This is a genomic window from Streptomyces sp. WAC07094, from assembly GCF_036320405.1.
Classification (GTDB): Bacteria; Actinomycetota; Actinomycetes; order Streptomycetales; family Streptomycetaceae; genus Streptomyces; species Streptomyces lannensis.
In genome coordinates this window covers 4,058,060-4,078,335 of sequence record NZ_JAVMJZ010000001.1, presented here as the reverse complement: position 1 = coordinate 4,078,335, position 20,276 = coordinate 4,058,060, and the positions used below count along the sequence as shown (strand labels likewise).

17 protein-coding genes are annotated in these 20,276 nt (G+C 73.1%); 10 read left to right on the top strand and 7 right to left on the bottom strand.

The genetic code is table 11. The features are described 5' to 3' along the window. The first annotated feature begins 37 nt into the window (after positions 1 to 37). The 3 genes from RCR19_RS17960 (at position 38) to RCR19_RS17950 (ending at position 3,350) form a co-directional block, all read left to right on the top strand. Positions 38 to 673 carry an NAD(P)H-binding protein gene (locus RCR19_RS17960; protein ID WP_331266074.1) on the top strand — a complete coding sequence of 212 codons (636 nt, stop codon included), beginning with the start codon at positions 38 to 40 and terminating at the stop codon, positions 671 to 673. A 302-nt stretch (positions 674 to 975) separates the two neighbouring features. Then, a complete protein-coding gene (locus RCR19_RS17955) occupies positions 976 to 2,073 on the top strand; it encodes a PP2C family protein-serine/threonine phosphatase (RefSeq protein WP_331269475.1) in 1,098 nt (365 codons plus the stop codon). Between the two features lie 143 nt (positions 2,074 to 2,216). Continuing rightward, positions 2,217 to 3,350, top strand: a complete 1,134-nt coding sequence (locus RCR19_RS17950; RefSeq protein ID WP_331269474.1) for a hypothetical protein — start codon at positions 2,217 to 2,219, stop codon at positions 3,348 to 3,350. A 51-nt stretch (positions 3,351 to 3,401) separates the two neighbouring features. On the opposite strand, the gene RCR19_RS17945 is transcribed toward RCR19_RS17950, so the two are convergent. After that, the gene (locus tag RCR19_RS17945; protein WP_331266073.1) at positions 3,402 to 4,643 is read right to left on the bottom strand and encodes an amidohydrolase; all 1,242 of its coding nucleotides are present in this window, start codon (positions 4,641 to 4,643) and stop codon (positions 3,402 to 3,404) included. 498 nt (positions 4,644 to 5,141) lie between these two features. Between RCR19_RS17945 and RCR19_RS17940 the strand changes: the two genes are divergently transcribed. Further along, complete coding sequence (locus tag RCR19_RS17940) at positions 5,142 to 6,485, top strand: helix-turn-helix domain-containing protein (RefSeq protein WP_331266072.1); 1,344 nt, start codon at positions 5,142 to 5,144, stop codon at positions 6,483 to 6,485. Between the two features lie 53 nt (positions 6,486 to 6,538). Here the strand turns inward: RCR19_RS17940 and RCR19_RS17935 are convergent, their stop codons facing one another. Next, the gene (locus RCR19_RS17935) at positions 6,539 to 8,383 is read right to left on the bottom strand and encodes an alkyl sulfatase dimerization domain-containing protein (protein ID WP_331266071.1); all 1,845 of its coding nucleotides are present in this window, start codon (positions 8,381 to 8,383) and stop codon (positions 6,539 to 6,541) included. A 281-nt stretch (positions 8,384 to 8,664) separates the two neighbouring features. On the opposite strand from RCR19_RS17935, the gene RCR19_RS17930 reads away from it, so the two are divergent. Then, positions 8,665 to 9,168: a SigE family RNA polymerase sigma factor gene (locus RCR19_RS17930; protein ID WP_331266070.1), complete on the top strand. Its 504-nt coding sequence runs from the start codon at positions 8,665 to 8,667 to the stop codon at positions 9,166 to 9,168. Continuing rightward, a complete protein-coding gene (locus RCR19_RS17925; RefSeq protein ID WP_331266069.1) occupies positions 9,158 to 9,898 on the top strand; it encodes a L,D-transpeptidase in 741 nt (246 codons plus the stop codon). The genes RCR19_RS17930 and RCR19_RS17925 overlap by 11 nt, the downstream gene beginning before the upstream one ends. A 151-nt stretch (positions 9,899 to 10,049) precedes the next feature. Here the strand turns inward: RCR19_RS17925 and RCR19_RS17920 are convergent, their stop codons facing one another. After that, entirely contained in the window at positions 10,050 to 11,027 is a 978-nt protein-coding gene (locus RCR19_RS17920; RefSeq protein ID WP_331266068.1) for a sporulation protein, read from the bottom strand. A 302-nt stretch (positions 11,028 to 11,329) separates the two neighbouring features. Between RCR19_RS17920 and RCR19_RS17915 the strand changes: the two genes are divergently transcribed. Together RCR19_RS17915 and RCR19_RS17910 are read left to right on the top strand one after the other, a co-directional pair. Continuing rightward, positions 11,330 to 12,334, top strand: coding sequence for an FkbM family methyltransferase (locus RCR19_RS17915; protein WP_331266067.1), 1,005 nt, complete (start codon positions 11,330 to 11,332; stop codon positions 12,332 to 12,334). Between the two features lie 310 nt (positions 12,335 to 12,644). Further along, complete coding sequence (locus tag RCR19_RS17910) at positions 12,645 to 13,583, top strand: LAETG motif-containing sortase-dependent surface protein (protein ID WP_331266066.1); 939 nt, start codon at positions 12,645 to 12,647, stop codon at positions 13,581 to 13,583. A gap of 94 nt (positions 13,584 to 13,677) precedes the next feature. On the opposite strand, the gene RCR19_RS17905 is transcribed toward RCR19_RS17910, so the two are convergent. Then, positions 13,678 to 14,421: a DUF4142 domain-containing protein gene (locus tag RCR19_RS17905; protein WP_331266065.1), complete on the bottom strand. Its 744-nt coding sequence runs from the start codon at positions 14,419 to 14,421 to the stop codon at positions 13,678 to 13,680. Between the two features lie 215 nt (positions 14,422 to 14,636). Between RCR19_RS17905 and RCR19_RS17900 the strand changes: the two genes are divergently transcribed. Next, positions 14,637 to 15,671, top strand: coding sequence for a permease (locus tag RCR19_RS17900; protein ID WP_331266064.1), 1,035 nt, complete (start codon positions 14,637 to 14,639; stop codon positions 15,669 to 15,671). Further along, positions 15,668 to 16,471 carry a TIGR03943 family protein gene (locus RCR19_RS17895; protein WP_331266063.1) on the top strand — a complete coding sequence of 268 codons (804 nt, stop codon included), beginning with the start codon at positions 15,668 to 15,670 and terminating at the stop codon, positions 16,469 to 16,471. Before RCR19_RS17900 ends, RCR19_RS17895 begins: the two co-directional genes overlap by 4 nt. A 58-nt stretch (positions 16,472 to 16,529) precedes the next feature. Here the strand turns inward: RCR19_RS17895 and RCR19_RS17890 are convergent, their stop codons facing one another. The 3 genes from RCR19_RS17890 to RCR19_RS17880 form a co-directional block, all read right to left on the bottom strand. After that, positions 16,530 to 17,210, bottom strand: coding sequence for a DUF6445 family protein (locus tag RCR19_RS17890; RefSeq protein WP_331266062.1), 681 nt, complete (start codon positions 17,208 to 17,210; stop codon positions 16,530 to 16,532). 127 nt (positions 17,211 to 17,337) lie between these two features. Continuing rightward, positions 17,338 to 18,615, bottom strand: coding sequence for a protein kinase (locus RCR19_RS17885; RefSeq protein ID WP_331269473.1), 1,278 nt, complete (start codon positions 18,613 to 18,615; stop codon positions 17,338 to 17,340). Positions 18,616 to 19,222: 607 nt separating this feature from the next. Further along, positions 19,223 to 20,068 (bottom strand): hypothetical protein, encoded by an 846-nt coding sequence (locus RCR19_RS17880; RefSeq protein WP_331266061.1) that lies wholly within the window; start codon positions 20,066 to 20,068, stop codon positions 19,223 to 19,225. Positions 20,069 to 20,276: the final 208 nt, after the last annotated feature.

Below are 20,276 nucleotides of genomic sequence, written 5' to 3'. Positions count from 1 at the left end.
GATGCGTCGTCAGCGGGGCCGTGTTTCGCTGGGGCTCATGAAGATCGTGCTGTTCGGGGCGACGGGAATGGTCGGCAGCCGGATCGCCGCGGAGGCAGCGCGGCGCGGGCATCGCGTCACGGCCGTCAGCCGCTCCGGCGGGTCCCCCGTGCCCGGGGTGACCGCCGCCGCCGCGGACGCCTCGGACGTGGCCAAGGCCTCCGCGCTGATGTCTGGGGCCGACGCGGTGGCGAACGCGTGTGCGCCGCCGCGGGACGGTTCGGACCCCAAGGGGCCGTTCCTCACCTTGAACAACTCTCTTGTGCAGGGTGCGCGCGATGCCGGGGTGCGGCGGTTCGTCGTGGTCGGCGGCGCGGGCAGCCTGGAGGTCGCGCCCGGGCAGGAGCTGTGCGACCAGCCGGGATTCCCGAAGGAGCTGCTCCCCGAGGCGCTCGCCCACCGTGCCGTCCTGGAGTACTACCGCACGGTCGACGATCTGGAATGGACATACGTCTCCCCCGCCGCCGAGATCGCCCCGGGCGAGCGCACGGGCCGCTTCCGGTCGGACGACGACGGCCTGCTCACCGACGTGTACGGCAACAGCCGGATCAGTGCCGAGGACTTCGCGGTCGCGTTCGTCGACGAACTGGAGCAGGAGACGCATCCGCGCGCCCGTATGTCCGTGGCCTACTGAGGGACGGCGGCGCCGTGCCCACGAGACGGCCGTCCCTGGGCCGGCCGGAGAAGAGCCGGAAGGAGCAGAACGCTGCCGACCCCCGCCGGCGGCGCGCGCTCCCGCACTTCGGCGGCTCCCGCGGTGCCCCCGGGGCGGCGGTTCTCGGGACCGCCCCCGCGGACGCCTCGGCGGTTCAAGGGGGGCCGCCCCGGGGCCCGGAGGACGAACACGCGACGGCGGTGCGCGGCGCGTCGGCGGGAGCACACCGCCGGCTCCCCGACCTTCCCGGCTCCGGCGGCGGGCCCGCTGAACACCAGTTCCTGCGGGTCGGCGGGTACAGCGTCGCCTGGGTGCCACCGCTCGTGCTCCTCGCGGCCATCGCCGTGGTCGACTGGAAGACCTCCGGCGAGTTCCGCACCATCTCGTGGGTGGTGCTGGTCCCCGGCATCGCGGCCGCGATCTGCGGACTGTGGACCACGATCGGCGTCGCCGTTCTGGCCGTTCTCACCTACGAGCTGGAGGACAACGCCTGGCCCCACCAGTTCCGGACCGGGGTGCCCGACTTCATCCTCGTCGTCGTGGGCAGCGGCCTCGCCGTGCTGGCCTGTGCGGTCCGCCTGCGCGGCGAGCGGCGCATGCTCCACATGCAGGACATCGCCGACACCACCCGGCGCACGGTGCTGCGGCCGATGCCGGCGGGCTGGGGCGGAATCGAGCACGCGGCGGCCTACCTCGCCGCGGACAGCGTCGCCCGCGTCGGCGGCGACTTCTACGACATCCAGCCGGGCCCTCGGGGCACCCGCGTGCTGCTCGGGGACGTCCAGGGCAAGGGGCTCGACGCGGTCGCGGCGGCGTCGGCACTGCTCGGCACGTTCCGCGAGGCCGGCTACCACGAGCCCCTCCTCGCCACGGTCGCCGAACGGCTGGAGACCCGGATGCGGCGGCATGTGCGCTACGGCGCCGAGATCGGCCGCGACGACGACGACCGCTTCGCCACCGCCGTGCTGGTCGGCTTCCCGCAGACCAGGGCCGGGTGCGTCGAGGTGATCAACTTCGGGCACGAGCCACCGTTGGTGGTGACACCCGACGGCGTGCGGTCGCTGCCGATCGGCGAGAGGCTCCCGCTCGGGCTGGCCGGGCTGACGGGAGGACCGGCACCGGCGCTGCGCCTGCCGCTCGCGGACGAGGAGACGCTGCTGCTGTTCACGGACGGGGTGTCCGAGGCACGGGACGCCGCGGGGGAGTTCTTCCCGCTGCGCGACACCCTGGCCCACGCGCTCGCAAGGGATCCGCGCATCGCCGAGCCCGGGCGTCTGGTGCGCTTCGTCCGTGACAGCACGCTGCGCCACTGCGGCGGCCATCTCGGCGACGACACGACGATCTTCGCGCTGCGCCGCCGTGCGGCCGACGGCGGGTGAGGCCGTGTCCCGTGGGGGTGTTTCATGCCCGGCACCCCACCTCGCCGGCCGTCCATACGCGTGCGTTTGCTCTTCCTCCGTCGCAGCTTTGCAGGCGCAGCGGTTACGGTGCTGCCGTGGCTGATCGATCGGGGGAGGGAACGATGCCCGGAACCGTGCTGCTGCTCGCGGCCTCACCGGCGGGCAAGGGGTGCCTGGTGGACGCGGCGTCCGTGCTTCCGGTGCTCGCGGCCGTGGCCCCGCCGGTGCTCTCCGGCACGGACACGGCGAACGTGGTCGAACTCGCCGACCCGCTCGAGCCGCAGGCCGTCCTCACCCGGCTGCGGGCCGCCGCCACCGCCCCCGGCCCGCTGACGGTGTTCCTCAGCGGACAGCTCCAGCTGGACCGCCGCCAGCACCTGCCGCATCTGGCGCTGGCGCGCACCACCCCGGCCACGGTCCGCTACACCGGCTTCCCCTGGCACTGGATCCGCGAGGAGCTGCGGCTGCGTGTGCCCGGGACCACGACGGTGTTCGCGGATCTGCACGCGGACCCGGAGACCTGGCGCCATCTGCACACCGCGCCTCTCGACTGCGGTCCGGCCGTCCCCCTGTACGGCCGGGTGGCCCCGCCGCCACCGCGCCGCGGGCTGGCGGTCCCCGGGTACATGAAGGCCGTGGCGACCATTCTGCGCAGCGGCCACCGCCCGGACCCGGCGACCCTGCACCACCAGGCGATGACCCGGGCACACGCGGAGACGGGCGGGCAGGGGGACATCGTGCTGGCACCCGGGGTGCCGGTCCCGGTACGCGGCCCGCTCATGCCGCCGCCCTTCGTGCCCGTGCCGCCCGCGGCCACACCCCCGGACCCGCACGCCGCGCTCACCGCCGCCGTCCAGGACGGCCGGCACGCGGAGGCGGACCTGCTCGCCGCGCAGTGGGAGCAGATCGCGCTGCGGGCGCACGGACCGGGGTCCGAGGAAGCGCTGCACTGGATGGAGGTCCGCGCGGACCTCGCGATGCTCGCGGGCGACCCCGGCCGCAGCTGCGAGACCTGGCTCGCGGTGGCCGCCGCCCGGCTCACGGCCGGTCGGAGCCCGGCCGACCCGGCGGTGGAGGCCGCCGTGGACCGGGCCCACCACCAGTGGGGCCGCATGAGCGATCCGGAGCGGGCCCGGGCACTGGGTCCCGCGCTCGTCGCACTGCGGGAACGGGTACCGGGACGGCGCGAGGGCGCCCTGCACCACGTACAGGAGCACCTTCGCCGGCTGCGGAGCCGGCTCCAGACGCAGCCGTGACGCCGTACGGCCCTGCTCGGGCGCGCCCGCCGGGGACGGATGACGGCGCGGTCAGGCCGGCGACAGGTGCGCCAGCGCGCCCGACACCATGGCGCGCACGCCGGGTGCGACCGTGGACAGGTCGGGCGCGAAGCGGGGGCTGTGGTTGCTCGGCACCGCCGCGAACTTCTCCATGAGGTCCGCGCCGGGCGCCGCCTCCCAGACCGCGGACGGAGTGCTGGTCACGAACCAGTACGCGTACGGGACGCCGTCCGGGGCCAGTTCGGAGAAGTCCTCGCTGCCCATCGCCGGGCCGGGGTCGAAGACGGTGCCCGGGCCGAACACCTCACCGTGCACGGCGGTGACGCGGCGGTCGGTGTCGGCGTCGTTGACCGTGACCGGGAAGTCGGCACCGATGGTCACCTCGGGCTCGCGCGGACAGCCCGCGGCCAGGCACTCGCCCGCCGCGATGCGCCGGATCGCGGCGACCATCCGGTCGCGGACCCCGGCCGACTGGGTGCGCAGGTTCAGCGCGATGCGCGCGTGCGACGGGATGATGTTGTTGCCGGTGCCCGCCTCGATCCGGCCCACGGTCAGCACCGCCGCGTCACGCGGCGCGACCTCGCGGCTGACGACGGTCTGCAGCCGGGTGACGAGGTAGGCGGCCGTCACCACGGGGTCCACCGTCGACTCCGGGCGCGAGCCGTGACCGCCCCGGCCGTGCACGACGATGTCCACGTCCGTGGACGCGGACAGGATCAGCCCCGGGGAGTGCGCGTAGAGGCCGGCCGGGCCCGGGGCCGCATGCTGGGCGAGCAGGACGTCGGGGCGCGGGACGCGGTCGTACAGACCGTCCGCGACCATCGCGCGGGCCCCCTGACCGCTCTCCTCGGCGGGCTGGCCCACCACCAGCAGCGTGCCCGACCAGGCGTCGCGCCCGGCGGCCAGCGCCCCGGCCGCCCCCGCCAGCCAGGTGACGTGCAGGTCGTGCCCGCAGGCGTGCATCACGCCCGGTACCTGCGAGGCATACGGCAGACCCGTCTCCTCGGCGACCGGAAGCGCGTCCATGTCGGCGCGCAGCAGGACGGTGGGCCCGTCGCCGTTGCGCAGTACTCCGACGATCCCGGTGCCGCCGACGCCCTCGGCGGTGTCGTAGCCGGCCGCGCGCAGAAGCCCGGCGAGCTTCCCGGCGGTCCGGTGCTCACGCAGTGACAGTTCGGGATGGCGGTGCAGATCCCGGTAGCACTCCTCCAGGGCGGCGGTCGGGAGGTCGGCGGTGAGGTCCAGCGCGGTACGTGCGGCGGGAGAGGTCACGGGGCCAGGGTATGCGCCGGGCCGTTCACCGGCATCGAGGCTTTCGAAGCCCACCGCGGCACTTGAAGAAGGCGGCCGCCGGCGGGAGGGGGGCCTCCACCGGCGGGCCGCCTGCCCTGTTCGGCCCGTCGCCGCCCGCCTCGTCCGGCCGGTTCAGCGCGAGTCCTGTGCGACGTGCTGGGCGGGCAGCGGTCCTGTCGCCCTGGCCGGGCCCGTGTTGGCCGCCGTGATCAGGGCGGCCACGGCCACGACGGCTGCGGCGAGTCCTCTGGCGTAGCGGGGCGAAATACGTCCGCGGTGAACGGAAAGGCGTCCGAGCACGGCAACCGACCTCGCAATGACAGCGATGGATTAAGCATGCTTAAAGCGTTTCTAACGTAGGGGGTGGGAGGCTCGAACCGGAAGAGCGCCAAGGCAAGTTGGGCCCTTCGAACGCAAGATTGACCTCCGGTCAAGAAACTGGGCTCGATAACTGTGCTTACTGGCATGATTAATCGCATGGCGGAGCGAGACGACCCGGAGATCATCGGGCGCAGGGTGCAGCAACTGCGGCGCGAACGAGGCATGACGCAGAGGCAGTTGGCCGAGCCCGCGTACACACCCGCCTACATCTCCACCCTGGAGGCCGGACGCGTCCGGCCCTCCGACGAGGCGCTCAGGCACCTGTCCGAGCGGCTCGGTGTCGAGTTCGACGAGCTGGCCACCGGGCGCCCCGCCCATCTCGCCACCACCCTGCGGCTCGGGCTCACCGACGCGCAGCGCACCCTGGCCACCGGGGAGGCCGAGGCGGCGGCCGAGCAGTACGCCGCGCTGCTGGCCGAGGCCGAGCGGCACGGGCTCGACGCCGAGCAGGCCGCCGCGCAGCTCGGACTGGGCGAGTGCGCCCTGGACGTCGGCGATCTGGCGGTGGCGCGGCGGCATTTCGAGCGTGCGGAGAAGAGCCTGGCCGACGCGCCGCTGCCCAGCCGGGTCCCGGCCCTGCGCGGCCGCGCCGTCTCGCACTACCTCGCCGGCGAACTCCGCTACGCCTGCTACCTGCTGGAGTCGACGCTCGACGAGCTCAACCGCTCCGGACTGCACGACCCGGACGCCCTCCTGCTGCTCTACGCGAGCGCCATAGGCCCGTACATGGACATGGGGGCGCACGCGCGGGCCGCCCAGGCGGCCGAGTTCGCCCTCGCCCTCGCGCCCCAGGTCGGCGACCCGGCACTCGTCGCACGCATGCACCGATCCGTGGCGCGCACGCTCCTCGCGGAGGGCCGGGTCGCCGAGGCGGACGCCTCCCTCGCCAAGGCGGCCGAGCTGTACCGGCAGCTGCAGATCCGCACCGAGCTGGCCAACTGCCACTGGATGCGTGGATATCTGTACGTCCAGAACGGCGAACTCGAGCGCGCGGAGAAGGAGTTGCGCGAGGCTCTCGGCATGCTGGCCGAGAAGCGGGCCGCCCTCTACAGCAGTCAGGTCGCGGTGGAGCTGGCGGACGTGCTGCACCGCCGCGGCAGGTCGGAGGAGGCCGCGGAACTGCTGCACGGCGTCCTCGGCGACATCGGCCCCGAGCGCGGCGCGGTCCACTCCGCCGCCGCGCACCGCCTCCTCGGCATCATCGCGGAGGACGCCCGGGACACGGAGGCCGCCGAGGAGCACTATGTGCGTGCGCTCAGCCTGCTGGAGAGGGCGGGCGCGGCGGGCGACCTCGCGGACCTGTGCCGGCTGCTCGGCGATCTGCTGCGCCGCACCGGCCGGGTGGAGGCCGCCCTCGACGCGTACCGCACGGGCCTCGGCCACCGCACCGCTCCCGGCACGACGACCCTCGGTCCGGCCCCAGCGCAGCCACCGCTCTGACGACGGCCTGCGACCGGCACCGGGCGGCGCGGACCGGGGAGCGGCGGGACACGCTAGGGCGTGACGATCGGGAACCCCCGGTCCGGTCGGGACACATGGGAGAACAGCCGCTTCAGCAGCTCCCGGTCCCCTTCCGTTCCGATGCCCGCAAGGCCCTTGCCCGCGAGCAGACCCAGCAGTTCCGGACGGGTCAGGGTGAGTGTCAGTCCGGCCTGCGGCCTGGGGGCGCGGTGCAGCGGCAGGCTGCGGTGCGTGAGGGCGCCGTGCTCCAGATTGATCCGGTGCCGGCGCTGCTCGTCGATCACCACCAGATCGATGATCAGTCGCGGCTCGCGCGCCGCCCGGGGGCCGTCGATGCGCACCGCGAGGGAATCCAGCAGCATGCCGACGGAGAGCGCCGAGGTCAGCTCGGCCGAGTCGGTGGTGACGGCGGGACCCCCCGCCTCCGACAGCAACTCCTGCGCTCCGGTCAGATAGATGTTCCGCCAGGGCCCGTTCTCGGACCCGTGCCCGAGCCGTTCGTACACGCCCGCCAGCGTCCGCCTCGCCTCCTCGTCGCCCGGCTCGGCGAAGACGAGGTGGTTGAGGAGGGTGGCCGCGAAGCGCAGGTCCCCGGCGTCGGCGTACCGGCGTGCTGCGGCGAGCATCGCGGCGGGGCCGCCCGCCATCTCCACGTACCGCTCGGCGAGCGGGACCGGCGGATGTTCCCACAGATGCGCGGGGTTGCCGTCGTACCAGCCCAGGTAACGCTGGTAGACGGCCTTGACGTTGTGGTTGAGGGAGCCGTAGTAGCCCCGGGCGTGCCAGGCGGCCTCCAGCGCGGGCGGCAGCCGCAGCTCCTCCGCGATCTCCGGTCCCGTCAGTCCGCTGTTCAGCAGCCGCAGCGTCTGGTCGTGCAGATAGGCGTACAGGTCCCGCTGCTCCGCGAGCAGCCGGACGACGTTCTCGTGTCCCCAGGTCGGCCAGTGGTGGGAGGCGAAGGCCACGTCGTAGGCGTCGCCGAAGAAGTCGATGGCCTCGTCGAGGTAGCGGGACCAGATCCGGGCGTCGCGGACGAGGGCGCCGCGCAGGGTCAGGATGTTGTGCAGGGTGTGGGTGACGTTCTCGGCGAGGCACAGGGCGCGCTGCCCGGTGAAGAGGAAGTTCATCTCGGCCGGGGCCTCGGTGCCCGGGGTCAGCTGGAACAGGATCCGCACCCCGTCGACGACCTCGGTCTGCCCGCTGTGCGTGATGTCGACGGTGGGCGGAACGAGGGTGACCGTACCGGTCGACACGGTCGCGCCGAGCCCCGTGCCGATCTGCCCGTCGGGTGCCTTCGGCAGCGATGCCCCGTACATGAAGTCGGCCCGCCGGGCGATCGCGGGTCCGGCGAACACGTTCTCGCTGACGGCGTGCTCCAGGAATCCGACGGGTGCGAGGACCGGCACGCCCGACTCCTCGTCGGACGGCAGCACACCGCGGGCACCGCCGAAGTGGTCCACATGGGAGTGGGTGTAGATCAGCCCGGTGACGGGCCGCTCCCCGCGGTGCCGCCGGTAGAGGGCGAGGGCGGCCGCCGCGCACTCGCTGGAGACGAGCGGGTCGACGACGAGGACGCCGTCGTGCCCCTCCACCAGGGTCATGTTGGCCAGGTCCAGCCCGCGCACCTGGTAGACCCCTTCGGTCACCTCGTAAAGCCCCTGCCGCGCGCACAGTTGCGACTGCCGCCACAGACCGGGGTGCGCGGTGGCGGGGCAGTCGCCGTCGAGGAATCCGTAAGCGTCCGCGTCCCACACCACCCGCCCGTCGTCGGCCGTCACCACCCCGGGCACGAGGGCGGAGACGAACCCGCGGTCGGCGTTCTCGAAGTCGGTGCGGTCCTCGAAGGGCGGCAGACCGTCACGGGGCGCGGCGTCCATGGGCCCAGCTTCCGGGCCGGGGATGCGGGAGGCCAGTGGTGGAGGCCCGTTCGAGGTCTCCGCGGACCGGCCCGCCCGCCCGGACGGGGCCCCGGCGCCCGCCCCCGGCTCCGCGGCTCGTCGGGGCGCCCCCGTGGTGTGTTTCCATGTGCGACGTACGGGACCTATACGCACGGGCGAGACGACCGGTCTGCACCAAGAAGTCCGGAATGTCGCGGGAACGTGAGGCGGGGCCATGGGCGAGCACGTGGCGGGGGCATGACCGAGAGCGTGGCGGGGGCATGAACGAAGACGAGTTCGACACGTTCTATGCCACCGCGTTCCCACGGCTGACCGGTCAGCTCTACGCGTTCACGGGGGATCACAGCGAGGCGCAGGACGTCGTGCAGGAGGCCTTCGTACGGGCCTGGCACCGGCGTCGGGAGTTCCTGGCCGACGGGGCGCCCGAGGCGTGGATACGGACCGTGGCGATGCGGCTCGCGGTCAGCCGCTGGCGGCGGGCACGGCGCTGGCTCGAATTGGTCCGCAGTACTCCGCCGCTGGAGCACACTCCGGGGCCCGGCCCCGAACGGACCGCGCTCGTCACCGCGTTGCGCAAACTGCCCGAGCCGCAGCGGATGGCCCTGGTTCTGCACCATCTGTGCGACCTCAGTGTGGAGCAGGTAGCCTCCGAGACCGGTGCCCCGGTGGGGACGGTCAAGGCCAGGCTGTCCCGGGGCCGGGCGGCGCTGGCGCGAGAGCTGGCCGTCGGCGAGGAGGAGAGGGAGGACGACCGTGTCCGATGACCTCACCGCCGGGCTGCGCGCACTGGCCGAGTCGGGCCAGGCCCCGCCTCCCGTCCCCGGTTCGGAGATCCGGCGCCGCGCTGGTGTGCGCCGTCACCGCCGCCGTACGGCCGCGGCGATCGCGGGTGCCTCCGCCGCGGCGGCCTTGGGCGTAGTGGCCCTGCTGGGCTTCACCGGAGCGGACACACCTCCCTCGCGGACCTCCCCGGCCTCGATGCCCACGAGCCCCCAGGTGGGTCCCAGCGCCCAGGCGGGACCCGCGGCGACGGTGGACCTGAGCCGGCGGACGCTCACCATCGGCAGGCGCGAACTTCCCGTCTCCGCGGGCACGGTGCGCGCCCGGACCCCGACCGGACGGATGACGGTCACCGCTCTGGCGAACCTGAAGACGGTGCCCGGCAAGGACGTCGGACTCAAGGGCGCCTACCGCGCGAAGGTTCGCTGGGTCGTCGAACTCCGCGCGGCGGACGGCACCACGACCTATCTCGGCGGCCTGGTGTACAACGCCAAGGCTCCCGGCCACTACGACGTGACGAGTGGCTGGATCGGTCTGGACCTCGTCAATGCGAAGTGGCTGCACGGGCACCTGCGTGTGGGGGACGTGGTCGAGATCGAGGTCGGCGGGTCATCGCCCGACCCGCTCCGTGGGGCCACCGGGTTCCGCGGCGCGCCCGCGACGCCGACGCCGACCGGCACGGTCTCCTTCTTCGGCGGCACCGGCACCCCCTGACCCTGTGAGGGACCGGTCGGGCGGCGCGTCCTTTTCGGACCGAGCGGCCACAGGCCCGTTGCGCGCCGATCGACGGTGAGCGGCCGCACGCGCACCACCGGGCGCGTGCGGCCGGCGCCCATCAGGACCGGAGAACCTTGGTGCGGACGGGTCAGTCCTCGTCCCCCTCGAAGAAGTCCCCGATCTCGTCCACCACTTCGGCCGCCACCAGCCCACCCACCACGCCGACGGCCAGCCCCGCCGCGCCCGCGGCGACCGCCGTGCCGATACCGGGGCCGGAGTGATGCCCGTCGTGGTGGCCGTGGTGATCACCGTGGTGGCCGTGACCCGCGTACGGGTCGTGCGCCCCGTGGGCCGATCGGTGCTCGACCAGCTGCCGGACCCGGCCGTCGAGGTCCGCGACCCAGTCACGGGTGTGGACGTCCTGGTGACCGACCGTGAAGCGGACGAGTGCGTCATGGCCCGAGGAGAAGAGACCGCCCCGCTTGTCCGCCTCCAGGACGATCTCCACGCCCTCCGGTGCGGCGAGGAAGGTCAACTCGATCTCGTCGACCGCGTGCGCGTACTGCGGCGCCGGGGTCAGCTCGATCTCCTGGTAGAAGGGCAGCCGCTGTCCCGTGCCGCCGATGTGCCCGTACTCCAGGTCCGCCGAGTGGAAGCCGAAGCCGAGCCGGCCGAAGGCCTCCAGCACCGCCTCCTGGACCGGCAGCGGGCGCACCGCCAGCGGATCCAGGTCGCCCTTGTCCCTGGCGCCGGCGACCGCCAGCTCCGTACGCACCCCGAGGACGACGCCGAGCTGCTGCCCGTACAGCTCGGTGATCGGCGTCTCCCACGGCAGCGTCACGCCGAACGGCACACTGAGCTGCTCGCCCTCGCCCAGACTGAAGCCGCCCCCGACCGTGAACCGGGCGAAGGCGACCGTGCCCTCGCTCTCGCCCTGCTCGTGCTCGGCCTCCACGCGCGCGACCAGCTCGAGCCCGATGTGATCGATCTCCACGGTCGCGTCGCCGCCACGCAGATGCACCTGCCCGGACAGCGGACCGCCGGGCAGCGCCACGCCGGTGTCGAGCACCGTGTCCACCGCGGGACCGCCCACCCCGATCGCCCCGAGCAGCCGTTTGAACACCATTCCGGTGTCGCTCCTTCACTGGTCGCACTGTCGTCCTTCGACGCCGGCCGGAGTCCGGGAGTGCCGTACACCGAGCCGTCGCCCCTTTGAACCGACGGTGAAGGCGGCGAAGTTCCCGGGCCGCGAGGCGAGGGACGTAAGTCATCCGTAAGTGAGACGACTTCGGCCAAGCGGGCCACGCCGCAGGGTCGTCGCCGGACCGCGGCGGCGCCCGTTCCCGGGTCCGCGGCGTTCGTGACCACTGTGAGGAATTTAACTTCACTCGGTGGAGTGTTCGAGCCTGCCTCTGACAGGGTGGCTTGATGCGGACCCTTTACCGAAGCCTGCTCAAGCTGCTCCCCCGACTCGGGGTGCAGGTGGTCGACCTCGGCCCCGGCGAGGCGGTCGTCTCGCGTCGCGGGGCCCGTGCCCGGCTTCCCGTGGGGCCGGGCGCGGATCTGGTGGCCCGGACCGGCCGCCGCCCGTACGCGGTGTCGCAGGTGGGTTCGGATCAGTGGCTGGTGACCCGGGGGTCCGCCGGGGAGCCACAGGCGCCGGACGGCGCATGGCAGAGCGTGCGGCTCGGGAGCAGCGGGGGGCACCTGGTGCTCGACCCGCGGGCGGCTGCCGACGAACGCGGGCTCCAGCTGGCGGCGGCCGAGTATCTGTGCGCCCACCACGTGGCCGCGCTGCTCGCGCGGTACGAGGTGAACTGCGTGTTCGACGTGGGTGCCAACACCGGTCAGTACGCACGCCGGCTGCGCCGGCACGGTTACGCCGGACGCATCGTTTCGTTCGAACCCACGGCCGCGGCCTTCGCCAAGCTGGAGAAGGCGGCGGAAGGGGACCCGGACTGGACGGTGTACCCCTTCGGGCTGGGCCGCGAGGACGAGACCATGTCCATCCACACGGCCTGGAACACCATGAACTCCGTGCTGCCGCCGAGCGACTACGGCCGCGACCGCTACCACCGCTTCGCGAAGTCGCAGACGGAGGAGATCGAGATCCGCCGGCTCGACGGGGTGATGGACAAGGCGATGGCCGGCATCGACCACCCGCGTCCCTATCTGAAGATGGACACCCAGGGCTACGACCTGCAGGTTTTCGCGGGGGCCGGTGAGCGGGCCGGTGAGTTCGTCGGACTGCAGTCGGAGGTGGCGCTGCTGCGGTTGTACGAGGGCAGCCCGCGGATGCAGGAGTCCGTCGCCGAGTACGAGAGCCGGGGCTTCGAGATCACCGGGATGTACCCCGTCACTCGGGAGGCGTCCACGGGACGGGTGGTGGAGTTCGACTGCGTGATGGTGCGGGCCGCCGCCGTGCCGGAGTGATCTGAAGGTCGCCGGGCCCGGGGCGCGAGGACGGAGTCCGGGCCCGGGGAGGTGGCGCCACTCGCCGTGCGCCGCCTGCCGGAGTAACCGATTCCTTGTGCGGCCCCCTATGTGATGGGCCGTCAAGTAGTAGTGGTTTCAACGAGGTTGACAGTGCATTCCGGTTGATCGATTATGTGCTCGAACTGTGGCTCATGTGACCAGTGAGCCCGGTGTTTCTCTTCGACCACTTCTTCCCGGCCATGGTGCCGGCGGCTTCGTGCTGCCCGCTGCCCCTGCCCGGGTCCCGGTTCATGAATGTGGGGGACGCATGTCCATTGCCAGACGTGCCACCGTACGCCGACTGCTGATGACGGGCGCCGCGGCGCTCACGCTGACCGCCGTCACCGGCGGCGCCGCGTGGGCCGGGGGCACACCCGGCGGCGACGGCTGGAACAAGGGCGGCCGCGGCTACGCGTCCGGCAAGGGCCCGGGCACGGTGACCCAGGCCGACCACTGCCAGTTCTCGCTCGACGGCAGCGCCTTCACCGACTCGGTCCGCGTCGACGACCAGAACCTCAGGCCCACCGAGGACGGCAAGATCCACATCAAGGTGCGTGCCGCGGGCGACGCGACCACCTGTACGGCCTCGCTCGCCTCGTACCGGGCGCACGGTGCCACCTTCAACACCTCCGGTCTGCAGGTCTTCCACGACTTCGACTCCGTGACGGTGGAGCGGGGTGCGACCGACTCGCTGGACATCTCGGTGCCGGACGCGGGCTGCTTCGCGCAGATCGACCTGTACCGGGGCAAGGTGAAGTACGACGGCAACCTCGGCGCGAACGACGGCTTCGAGCACGGTGAGCTGCCCAAGGGCCCGGACCGCCCGGTGATCAAGGACAAGCTGATCGCCTCCTGGAACGGCGGCACGAAGGACTGCACCGCCCAGCCGCCGAGCACCCCGGCGACCACGCCGCCCGCCTCGGTGCCGCCGGCCTCGACGCCGCCCGCCTCCGTGCCGGCCACCACCCCGCCCGCGTCGAGCCCGGCGACCCCGGCCTCGCCGTCCGCCTCCACCCCGCCCGCCGACGAGTCCAGCTCGCCCGCGGCGCCGTCGCCGAACGGCGGCTCCTCCACCCCGCCCGGCGATCTCGCCGAGACGGGTGGCGGCAACGCGCTGCCGATCGCCGCCGGCGCGGCGGTCCTCGTCGTGGCCGGCGCGGGCATCGCGCTCGCCACACGGCGCCGTACGTCCCGAACCCGGGCGTGACGTCCGCGGCGTCCCAGTGACCATCCTCCACGGGCCCGGCGCTCTGTTCCCCCGGAGAGCGCCGGGCCCACCTTCTCGCGTACGGTGAGCGCGCTCAGCCCGTGGTGGGGGCCGGCGAAGGAGTCGTCGAGGGCGGCGGGGTGAATCCCGCGGGCGGCGAGAGGATCACCGTCGGCTCGCCGGGTGCCGGGGCCGGCGGCGTCATGCTGCTCTTCGGGAGCTTCGGCGGGGTCGTCTCCTGGAACAGGACCGAGTCGAAGTTCACCAGACCCGTCTGCTCCATGACCGTGATGTGGTCGAGGACCGTGTCGTTGGCCTGGTCGGCCAGCTGTCGGACCAGGGTGTTCTGGGTCGTGGCGCGGATGTTGGCGATGACCGGGAAGATCTGGCCGTGTGTCACGCGCAGGATGTTCGCCAGGTCCTGGTCGAACTTCTTCCCCTGGTCCGCGGTCAGCGTCGCGACGAACCCCTGCTGCTGGGGACTCGCCTGGTTCGGCAGCGTGATGCCCAGCTGCGTGGCCACCTTCCGGCAGGTCGCGTCGAGGTTGGCGTGTCCGTTGATCAGGTGCTGACCGGCGGTGCGCACGGCGGGGGTCGTGCCCTTCTTCAGGGCGAGTTCTCCGGAGGGGAACTCCCACAGGCCGGCCGCCCGCACCTTGACGACGAAGTCGCGGTCCGCCTCGGTGAGCGGTCCCGACGGGGTGGTGGCGATCACGCGCGCCGGGGAGCCGGACACGGTCTGTACGCCCAGCATCGAGGGATAGACGAGAGCCGTCAGTGTCAGCGTCAGGGCGCCGACCACAAAAAGGGTTCCGGCCGCGCTCCGCGACATGCGCATGGCACCTCCTGGTTGTTCCGACGCCGGGAGGTACGGGTACAGCGGGGACCAAGAACCTTTCCCCGAGGCAAAATCGGCGGCCCTCGCTGTGGGGGTCGTCACATCGCGAGCCGTCCGGCCGCCGGGGATTCCCCTGCGCGGGCGCGTGGCGGTGACGGGGTGCACGGAGGGGCGCCCGTTATGTTCGATCCGAACATCCGACATTCGGAGCCGGCATGCAGAAGACGGAAGAACTGGCCGAGGAGGCGTCCTCGGCGGCCGCGGTGCCGGCGGCGTCCGGTGAGGCCTCCGAACGGGGCCGGCCCCTGCCCTGGCCGCTGCTGTTCGTGGCGGCCGCCCTCGCCGGTCCGGTCCTCCTGGTCCTCGCCCGCGGGCTGGACGAACCGGCCGTGCAGGCCTGGCGGACGGTGTGCCTCGCCATCACCGTGCAGGCGCTGCCCTTCCTGCTGCTGGGCACGGCGCTGTCCGGAGCGATCAACGCGTTCGTGCCGGCCCGGGTGTTCAGCCGTGTGCTGCCCGGGCGGCCCGTGCTCGCCGTCCCCGTCGCGGGGGTCGCCGGAGTCGTGCTGCCCGGATGCGAATGCGCCTCGGTACCGGTGGCGAACAGCCTGATCCGCCGGGGCGTCACCCCGGCCGCCGCCTTCACGTTCCTGCTGTCGGCACCCGCCGTCAACCCGGTCGTCCTGACGGCCACGGCCATCGCCTTCCCCGGCAGCCCCGCCATGGTCCTGGCCCGGTTGCTCGCCTCGCTCGCCACCGCCGCCGCGATGGGCTGGCTGTGGCTCTGGCTGGGACGTGACGAATGGCTCAAGCCGGCCGTACGGCACACCGGGCACCGGCCGGGGCACAGCCGCCTGCGGGAGTTCCGGCTCGGCTTCCAGCACGACTTCCTGCATGCCGGTGGCTTTCTGGTGCTCGGGGCCATGGCGGCGGCCACCTTCAACGTGGCGGTCCCGCGGTCCGTGCTGGACGTGTTCTCCGGCTCGCCCTGGCTGTCGGTGCTGTTCATGGCCGGGCTGGCCGTCCTCCTCGCGGTGTGCTCCGAGGCGGACGCCTTCGTCGCTGCCTCGCTCACCGGCTTCTCGCCCCTCGCGCGGCTGGTGTTCATGGTGGTCGGGCCGATGGTCGATCTGAAGCTGATCGCCCTTCAGGCGGGCACCTTCGGCCGGGCCTTCGCGGTCCGGTTCTCCGCCGCCACGATGGTCGTCGCGGTGCTGTGCAGCGCTCTGATCGGCGGGGCGCTGCTGTGAAACGGCCCGTCCAGGTTGTCCTGCTCGTGCTCGGCGGTCTCGGCCTGCTGCGCGCCTCGCTCCTCACCGATCTGTACCTGAGATACGTCAAGCAGGACCTGCGCCCGGTGCTGATCGCCTCGGGTGTCCTGCTGCTTCTGCTCGGAGTGGCGGACGCGGTGTCGCAGTGGCGGCACCGCGGAGAACACCACGGGCACCGTGGCCACCACGTCGACACCCCCGGCAGGGAGAGCCAGGAGGCAGAGGGCCAGGGTGGCGAGGACGGCGGGCACGGTCACGACCACTCCGGCATGCCCCGCGCCGCGTGGCTGCTGTTCCTGCCCGTGCTGAGTCTGCTCCTGTACGCCCCGCCGGCCCTCGGCGCATACACCGCCGCCCGGGAGACCCCCGCGGCCGTCGACGAGCGGCAGCACTTCGGACCACTGCCCTTGGCATCGCCCGTCCCGATGACCCTCTCCGACTTCACCGGCCGTGTGCGCCAGGACCGCGCCCGGGCCGTCAAGGGACGCGACATCGAGATGACCGGGTTCGTCACACCCCGGGGGCAGGGAGGCGGCTGGTACCTGACCCGGATCATCTTCTCGTGCTGTGCGGCGGACGCCCGGACCGTGAAGGTACGGATGTACGGGTCCGCGGCCCCGCCCGCCGACACCTGGGTGGCCGTCACGGGGACCTGGCACCCGGGCGGGACCCTGGGGACGCCGTCGGCGCCGGTCGCGCTCGACACCCGCAGCGTCGAACGGATCACCCGGCCGGTGAACGCCTACACCGACGACCTTCCGCTCGCCACGTCCCGCTGACGGCCGGGTGCCCGCGATTGCCTGGCACGCCCCGCGGAGCGAACCGCCGGGAGGCCGGTCAGGCCATCCAGAAGAAGACGGCGGTCATGCGCCTCTCGTCCAGGGCGCCGCCGCCCCAGTAGCCGGTCGCGCTGTGCATGATGTTGGCCTTGTAAAGGAGCAGCCGGTTGTAGCGCTGCGGTACACGGATGTCCTCGGTGAACGCGTCCGGGGAGACGTACCGTGTGCCGAGGGCCTCGACCAGATTCGTGTGCGGCGCCTGCACCATGTTGCCGCCGAGGACCCCACCGGGCAGGCTCTGCCGGTAGAAGCTCGTGCCGCAGTCCTTCGGGACGTTCGGGCTGAGGTAGAGCACCGCGGCATAGCGGCACAGGGCGCGCGAGTCGGTGTGCGGACGGGGCTCACCCTCGTCCTTGCCGACGACCTGGACGCAGTTGTGGTTGAGGGTGCCGCCGCCGGGCGCCGTCTCCTGCCACAGTTTCCGCGCCCCGGTCTCCTTGCGCACCACTCCCTCGACGCGGGCGAGTTCGTCCGGATCGAGGCCCGGCATGGTGCGCAGCCCCGGCCAGCTCTCCTGCGTGTACGGGAACCCCTTGGCCCAGTCCTCCTCGTCCTTGGCGAGACAGCGGGCCCGCACCTCGTCCACGTTCGGCAGGATGTTGTCGAGGACCCAGTAGTCGCGACCGCGCGTGGGCTTGCGGTACGGGAGCACCGGCAGACGTGGGGGCTGTGGGGGCATGCCGGTGAACCTACAGTCGGCGACCACCACCGTTCTCTTTTCGATCGGTCAACCTTGCGTCAACTCAACTCAACGGCGGAGAAGCAAAGTTGGGTGATGGCGGATGGAGGCCGGTACGCCCCGGTGGTCAGGGTGTCGGCATGGCCGGACCGGACCGGGTCTCCTCGGGTGTCTGAGCCGAGCTGCTGTCCGGCGAGAACATCGCCATGCTCACCAGCATCGCGGTCAGGAACAGCGCCGCCGCGGCGATCAACCCCACCGTGCGCGGTGAGCGGGCGGCCAACGCGCGGATCGACGGTCGCTCCCGGCGGCCCGCCGTCGCCGCCCGGTCGCGGTGCGCCGCCGTGGGCGTCCGGTCCCGGCGGGCGCTCACCGGCGTCCGCTCGCGGTGTCCTCCGCTCGAAGGACGTTCGCGGTGCGCCGGCGTCGACACCCGCTGCCAGTGGGCCGCGCGACGGTTCGGCGCCCCGGGCGCGGACGGGAGCTTGTACGTCGTCGCCGGGCCCGCCGCCCCGCGCGGGAGCGCCGGCGGTTCCGCCGCCGGTACCGGTGCGTGACGCGGCTCGGGGACGGTGGCCGGCAGCGGTTCGGGACGGCCCCGCCAGGCGCCCGCGGCGAACCAGTCGGCGGCCTGCCGTGCGGTGGGCCGGTCCTCGGGCCGCTTGGCGAGCAGTCCGAGGAGGTAGTTCTCGAACGCAGGCGGCAGTGCGACGCCCAGCTCGCGCGGCGGCACCGGGGCGGCGTCCAAGTGCTGGTGGAGGATCGCGATCGGGGTGTCGGCGCGGAACGGCGGGTGCCCGGTGAGGAGTTGATAGAGCACACAGCCGAGCGAGTACACGTCGCTGGCCGGTCCCGCCGTCTTCCCCAGGGCGCGTTCGGGCGCGATGTACAGGCTGGTACCGACGATCTGCCCGGTCGCGGTGAGCGCTCCCGACGGGTCGTCCATGAAGCGGGCGATGCCGAAGTCGCCGATCTTCAGGGTGCCGTCCGCGTCCAGGAGCAGATTGCCCGGCTTGATGTCCCGGTGGACGATGCCCTGTTCGTGCGCGACGGCGAGCCCGGCCGCGGCCTGCGCGGCGATGTCCGCGACCCGCTCGGCGGCCAGGCGCCCGACGTCGGCGAGCGCCCCGGCGAGGCTGTCGCCCTCCACCAGTTCCATCACCAGGAACAGCCGGTCCGCGTGCTCCCCGAAGTCGAGGACGCCGACCACATGGGGGTGGTGCAGGCGTCCCGCGGTCTGGGCCTCCAGGCGGAAACGGGAGTCCGCGGTGGGATCGGCGTTCTGGGCGAGCAGGATCTTGACGGCGACGGGCCGGCCGAGCATCTGGTCGTACGCCCGCCAGACCTCTCCCATCGCGCCACGTCCGATGGTCGTGTCCAGCTGGTACCGGCCCGCGATCAGCACCTGTTGATTCATCCTCATGCCGTGAGACGAAATGCCGTGCGACGACCGGAACGCCGCCGGCCACGACTCCGCCAGGGCGAGTGATGGTGCGGTGCCGCAGCGGGTCCACCCTACTGGCACACCCACGCGATTCGATCACCGTCTCCCCCTTCTCGTGGGTGAGGCGTGACGATCCGGCCGCACGATCCCCGCGAGTCCGGCACCTGTGTCCGGATATCCGCCGACTTCATCGACTCGGACGCCGCGGGACGGGGCGCGGCGCACGCGCCTCGGCCACCGTGGGCACGGTCCGCTCCCCGGATCCGCAGGGTGCAACGGGGCACGTGCTGGAGCCCGTTGTTCCGGGACGTCCGTCCCCGCGGAGCAAGTCCCTTTGCCGTGCCTCGCGTCGGCGGCGCGGGGTGACGCGGGACGCCCTCGCCGGTCGCGGCGAGGGCGGCGGATCGCGAACCGGCTGCCGCCCGCCGGACCTGTGCAACTCCGCCGGGGTGCAAGGACGGTGGAACGCGCGATGCCGGGCGCGGGTTCTTCCCCGGCCCGGCGTCGCGGTGGGTCCGATCGGTGGTGTGCGCCCCCGCTCGGTGCCGGGCCGGGGCGGTGGTGCGGGTCAGCCCAGGCAGAGCACGAGCAGGCAGATGTGCGAGGGCGAGGTGGCCGTCGGCGCGGGGGCCGGCTGCGCCGTCCCCGAGTCCGTGCCCCCGGAGGGGGCGGGCGCGGCGGTCTGGGTCGGTGCCGGGGCGGCCTGGCTGGGAGCGGTGACCGGCGCGGCGGAGGACGGGGTGGTCACCGGCAGTTGCTGCGCCGCGGTCTGCGCCGTCCGCGTGGTCAGGGCCGTACGGGCGACGGACACCGAGTCCGGGCGGGTGTCCGGCGACGTGGTGGGTGCGCCGGGCGTGGCGGACCCGTGCCGCGGCAGCCCGGTGGCGGGCGACTGCGAGGGGTGCGCGGACCGCTGTGTGCCGGGCAGGATCGGGACCGCCGGCGGCTCCGGCGCCTGTCCGTCCGAGCCGCCCATGCTCGCGACGTCGGGTGCCGCGGCCGCCTGGGCGCGCTCCGCGGAGTGCCGGTCCATCGAGGCGAAGGTCAGGCCGCCGCCGACGAGCGCGACCGCGGTCGCGACCACGGCCCGCCGCTGGCTCTTCTTCCAGCGGGCCCGCTGGCGTCGCCGTGCCGCCCGCCCGTCGGGGGCGCCGGACGCCTCACCTCGCGGGTGGTCGACGGCGCCGTCCTCGAACGCCGCCCCGTCGGCGACCTCTTCGTCGTACCGCATGTCGGGGATGTTCGGGTTCGCGAACTCCCCTCCCGTCGCGGAGCCCCTTGCCGCTGTGGCGGCCCGGGCCGGGACGGGGTGGCCGCCGGAGGTGAGCGGAGCGATGTCCGGGGCGTAGGCGCCGCATCCGGGGCACACCAGGGCGCCGTTGAGATGCCGACGGCACGAGGAGCAGTAGTCCATTGCGGTCTTCCTGAGTTGACGTGCCGTCGCCACGCCGGGCCTCGGCTGGTCTCGTTCGCACGTGGGATCGAGCGGCCTGCAACGCTAACGGGGCATTCCCAAAACTGTGTGCAGTCTGTGTGACACTCCTGCGCGGATTCCTCGCGGGCTTCGCGCGTCCCGTGCGGTGCCGCTCCGGCGCCGGTGGTCCGGGAGGCCGCACGTGTAT

Bases quoted from the DNA above. Each gene is read 5' to 3' on its own strand.
- RCR19_RS17915 (WP_331266067.1), top strand. From the start codon at position 11,330: ATGCGGACCCTTTACCGAAGCCTGCTCAAGCTGCTCCCCCGACTCGGG.
- RCR19_RS17920 (WP_331266068.1), bottom strand. From the start codon at position 11,027: ATGGTGTTCAAACGGCTGCTCGGGGCGATCGGGGTGGGCGGTCCCGCG.
- RCR19_RS17940 (WP_331266072.1), top strand. From the start codon at position 5,142: ATGGCGGAGCGAGACGACCCGGAGATCATCGGGCGCAGGGTGCAGCAA.
- RCR19_RS17960 (WP_331266074.1), top strand. From the start codon at position 38: ATGAAGATCGTGCTGTTCGGGGCGACGGGAATGGTCGGCAGCCGGATC.
- RCR19_RS17900 (WP_331266064.1), top strand. From the start codon at position 14,637: ATGCAGAAGACGGAAGAACTGGCCGAGGAGGCGTCCTCGGCGGCCGCG.
- RCR19_RS17910 (WP_331266066.1), top strand. From the start codon at position 12,645: ATGTCCATTGCCAGACGTGCCACCGTACGCCGACTGCTGATGACGGGC.
- RCR19_RS17890 (WP_331266062.1), bottom strand. From the start codon at position 17,210: ATGCCCCCACAGCCCCCACGTCTGCCGGTGCTCCCGTACCGCAAGCCC.
- RCR19_RS17905 (WP_331266065.1), bottom strand. From the start codon at position 14,421: ATGCGCATGTCGCGGAGCGCGGCCGGAACCCTTTTTGTGGTCGGCGCC.
- RCR19_RS17930 (WP_331266070.1), top strand. From the start codon at position 8,665: ATGAACGAAGACGAGTTCGACACGTTCTATGCCACCGCGTTCCCACGG.
- RCR19_RS17880 (WP_331266061.1), bottom strand. From the start codon at position 20,068: ATGGACTACTGCTCCTCGTGCCGTCGGCATCTCAACGGCGCCCTGGTG.
- RCR19_RS17935 (WP_331266071.1), bottom strand. From the start codon at position 8,383: ATGGACGCCGCGCCCCGTGACGGTCTGCCGCCCTTCGAGGACCGCACC.
- RCR19_RS17950 (WP_331269474.1), top strand. From the start codon at position 2,217: ATGCCCGGAACCGTGCTGCTGCTCGCGGCCTCACCGGCGGGCAAGGGG.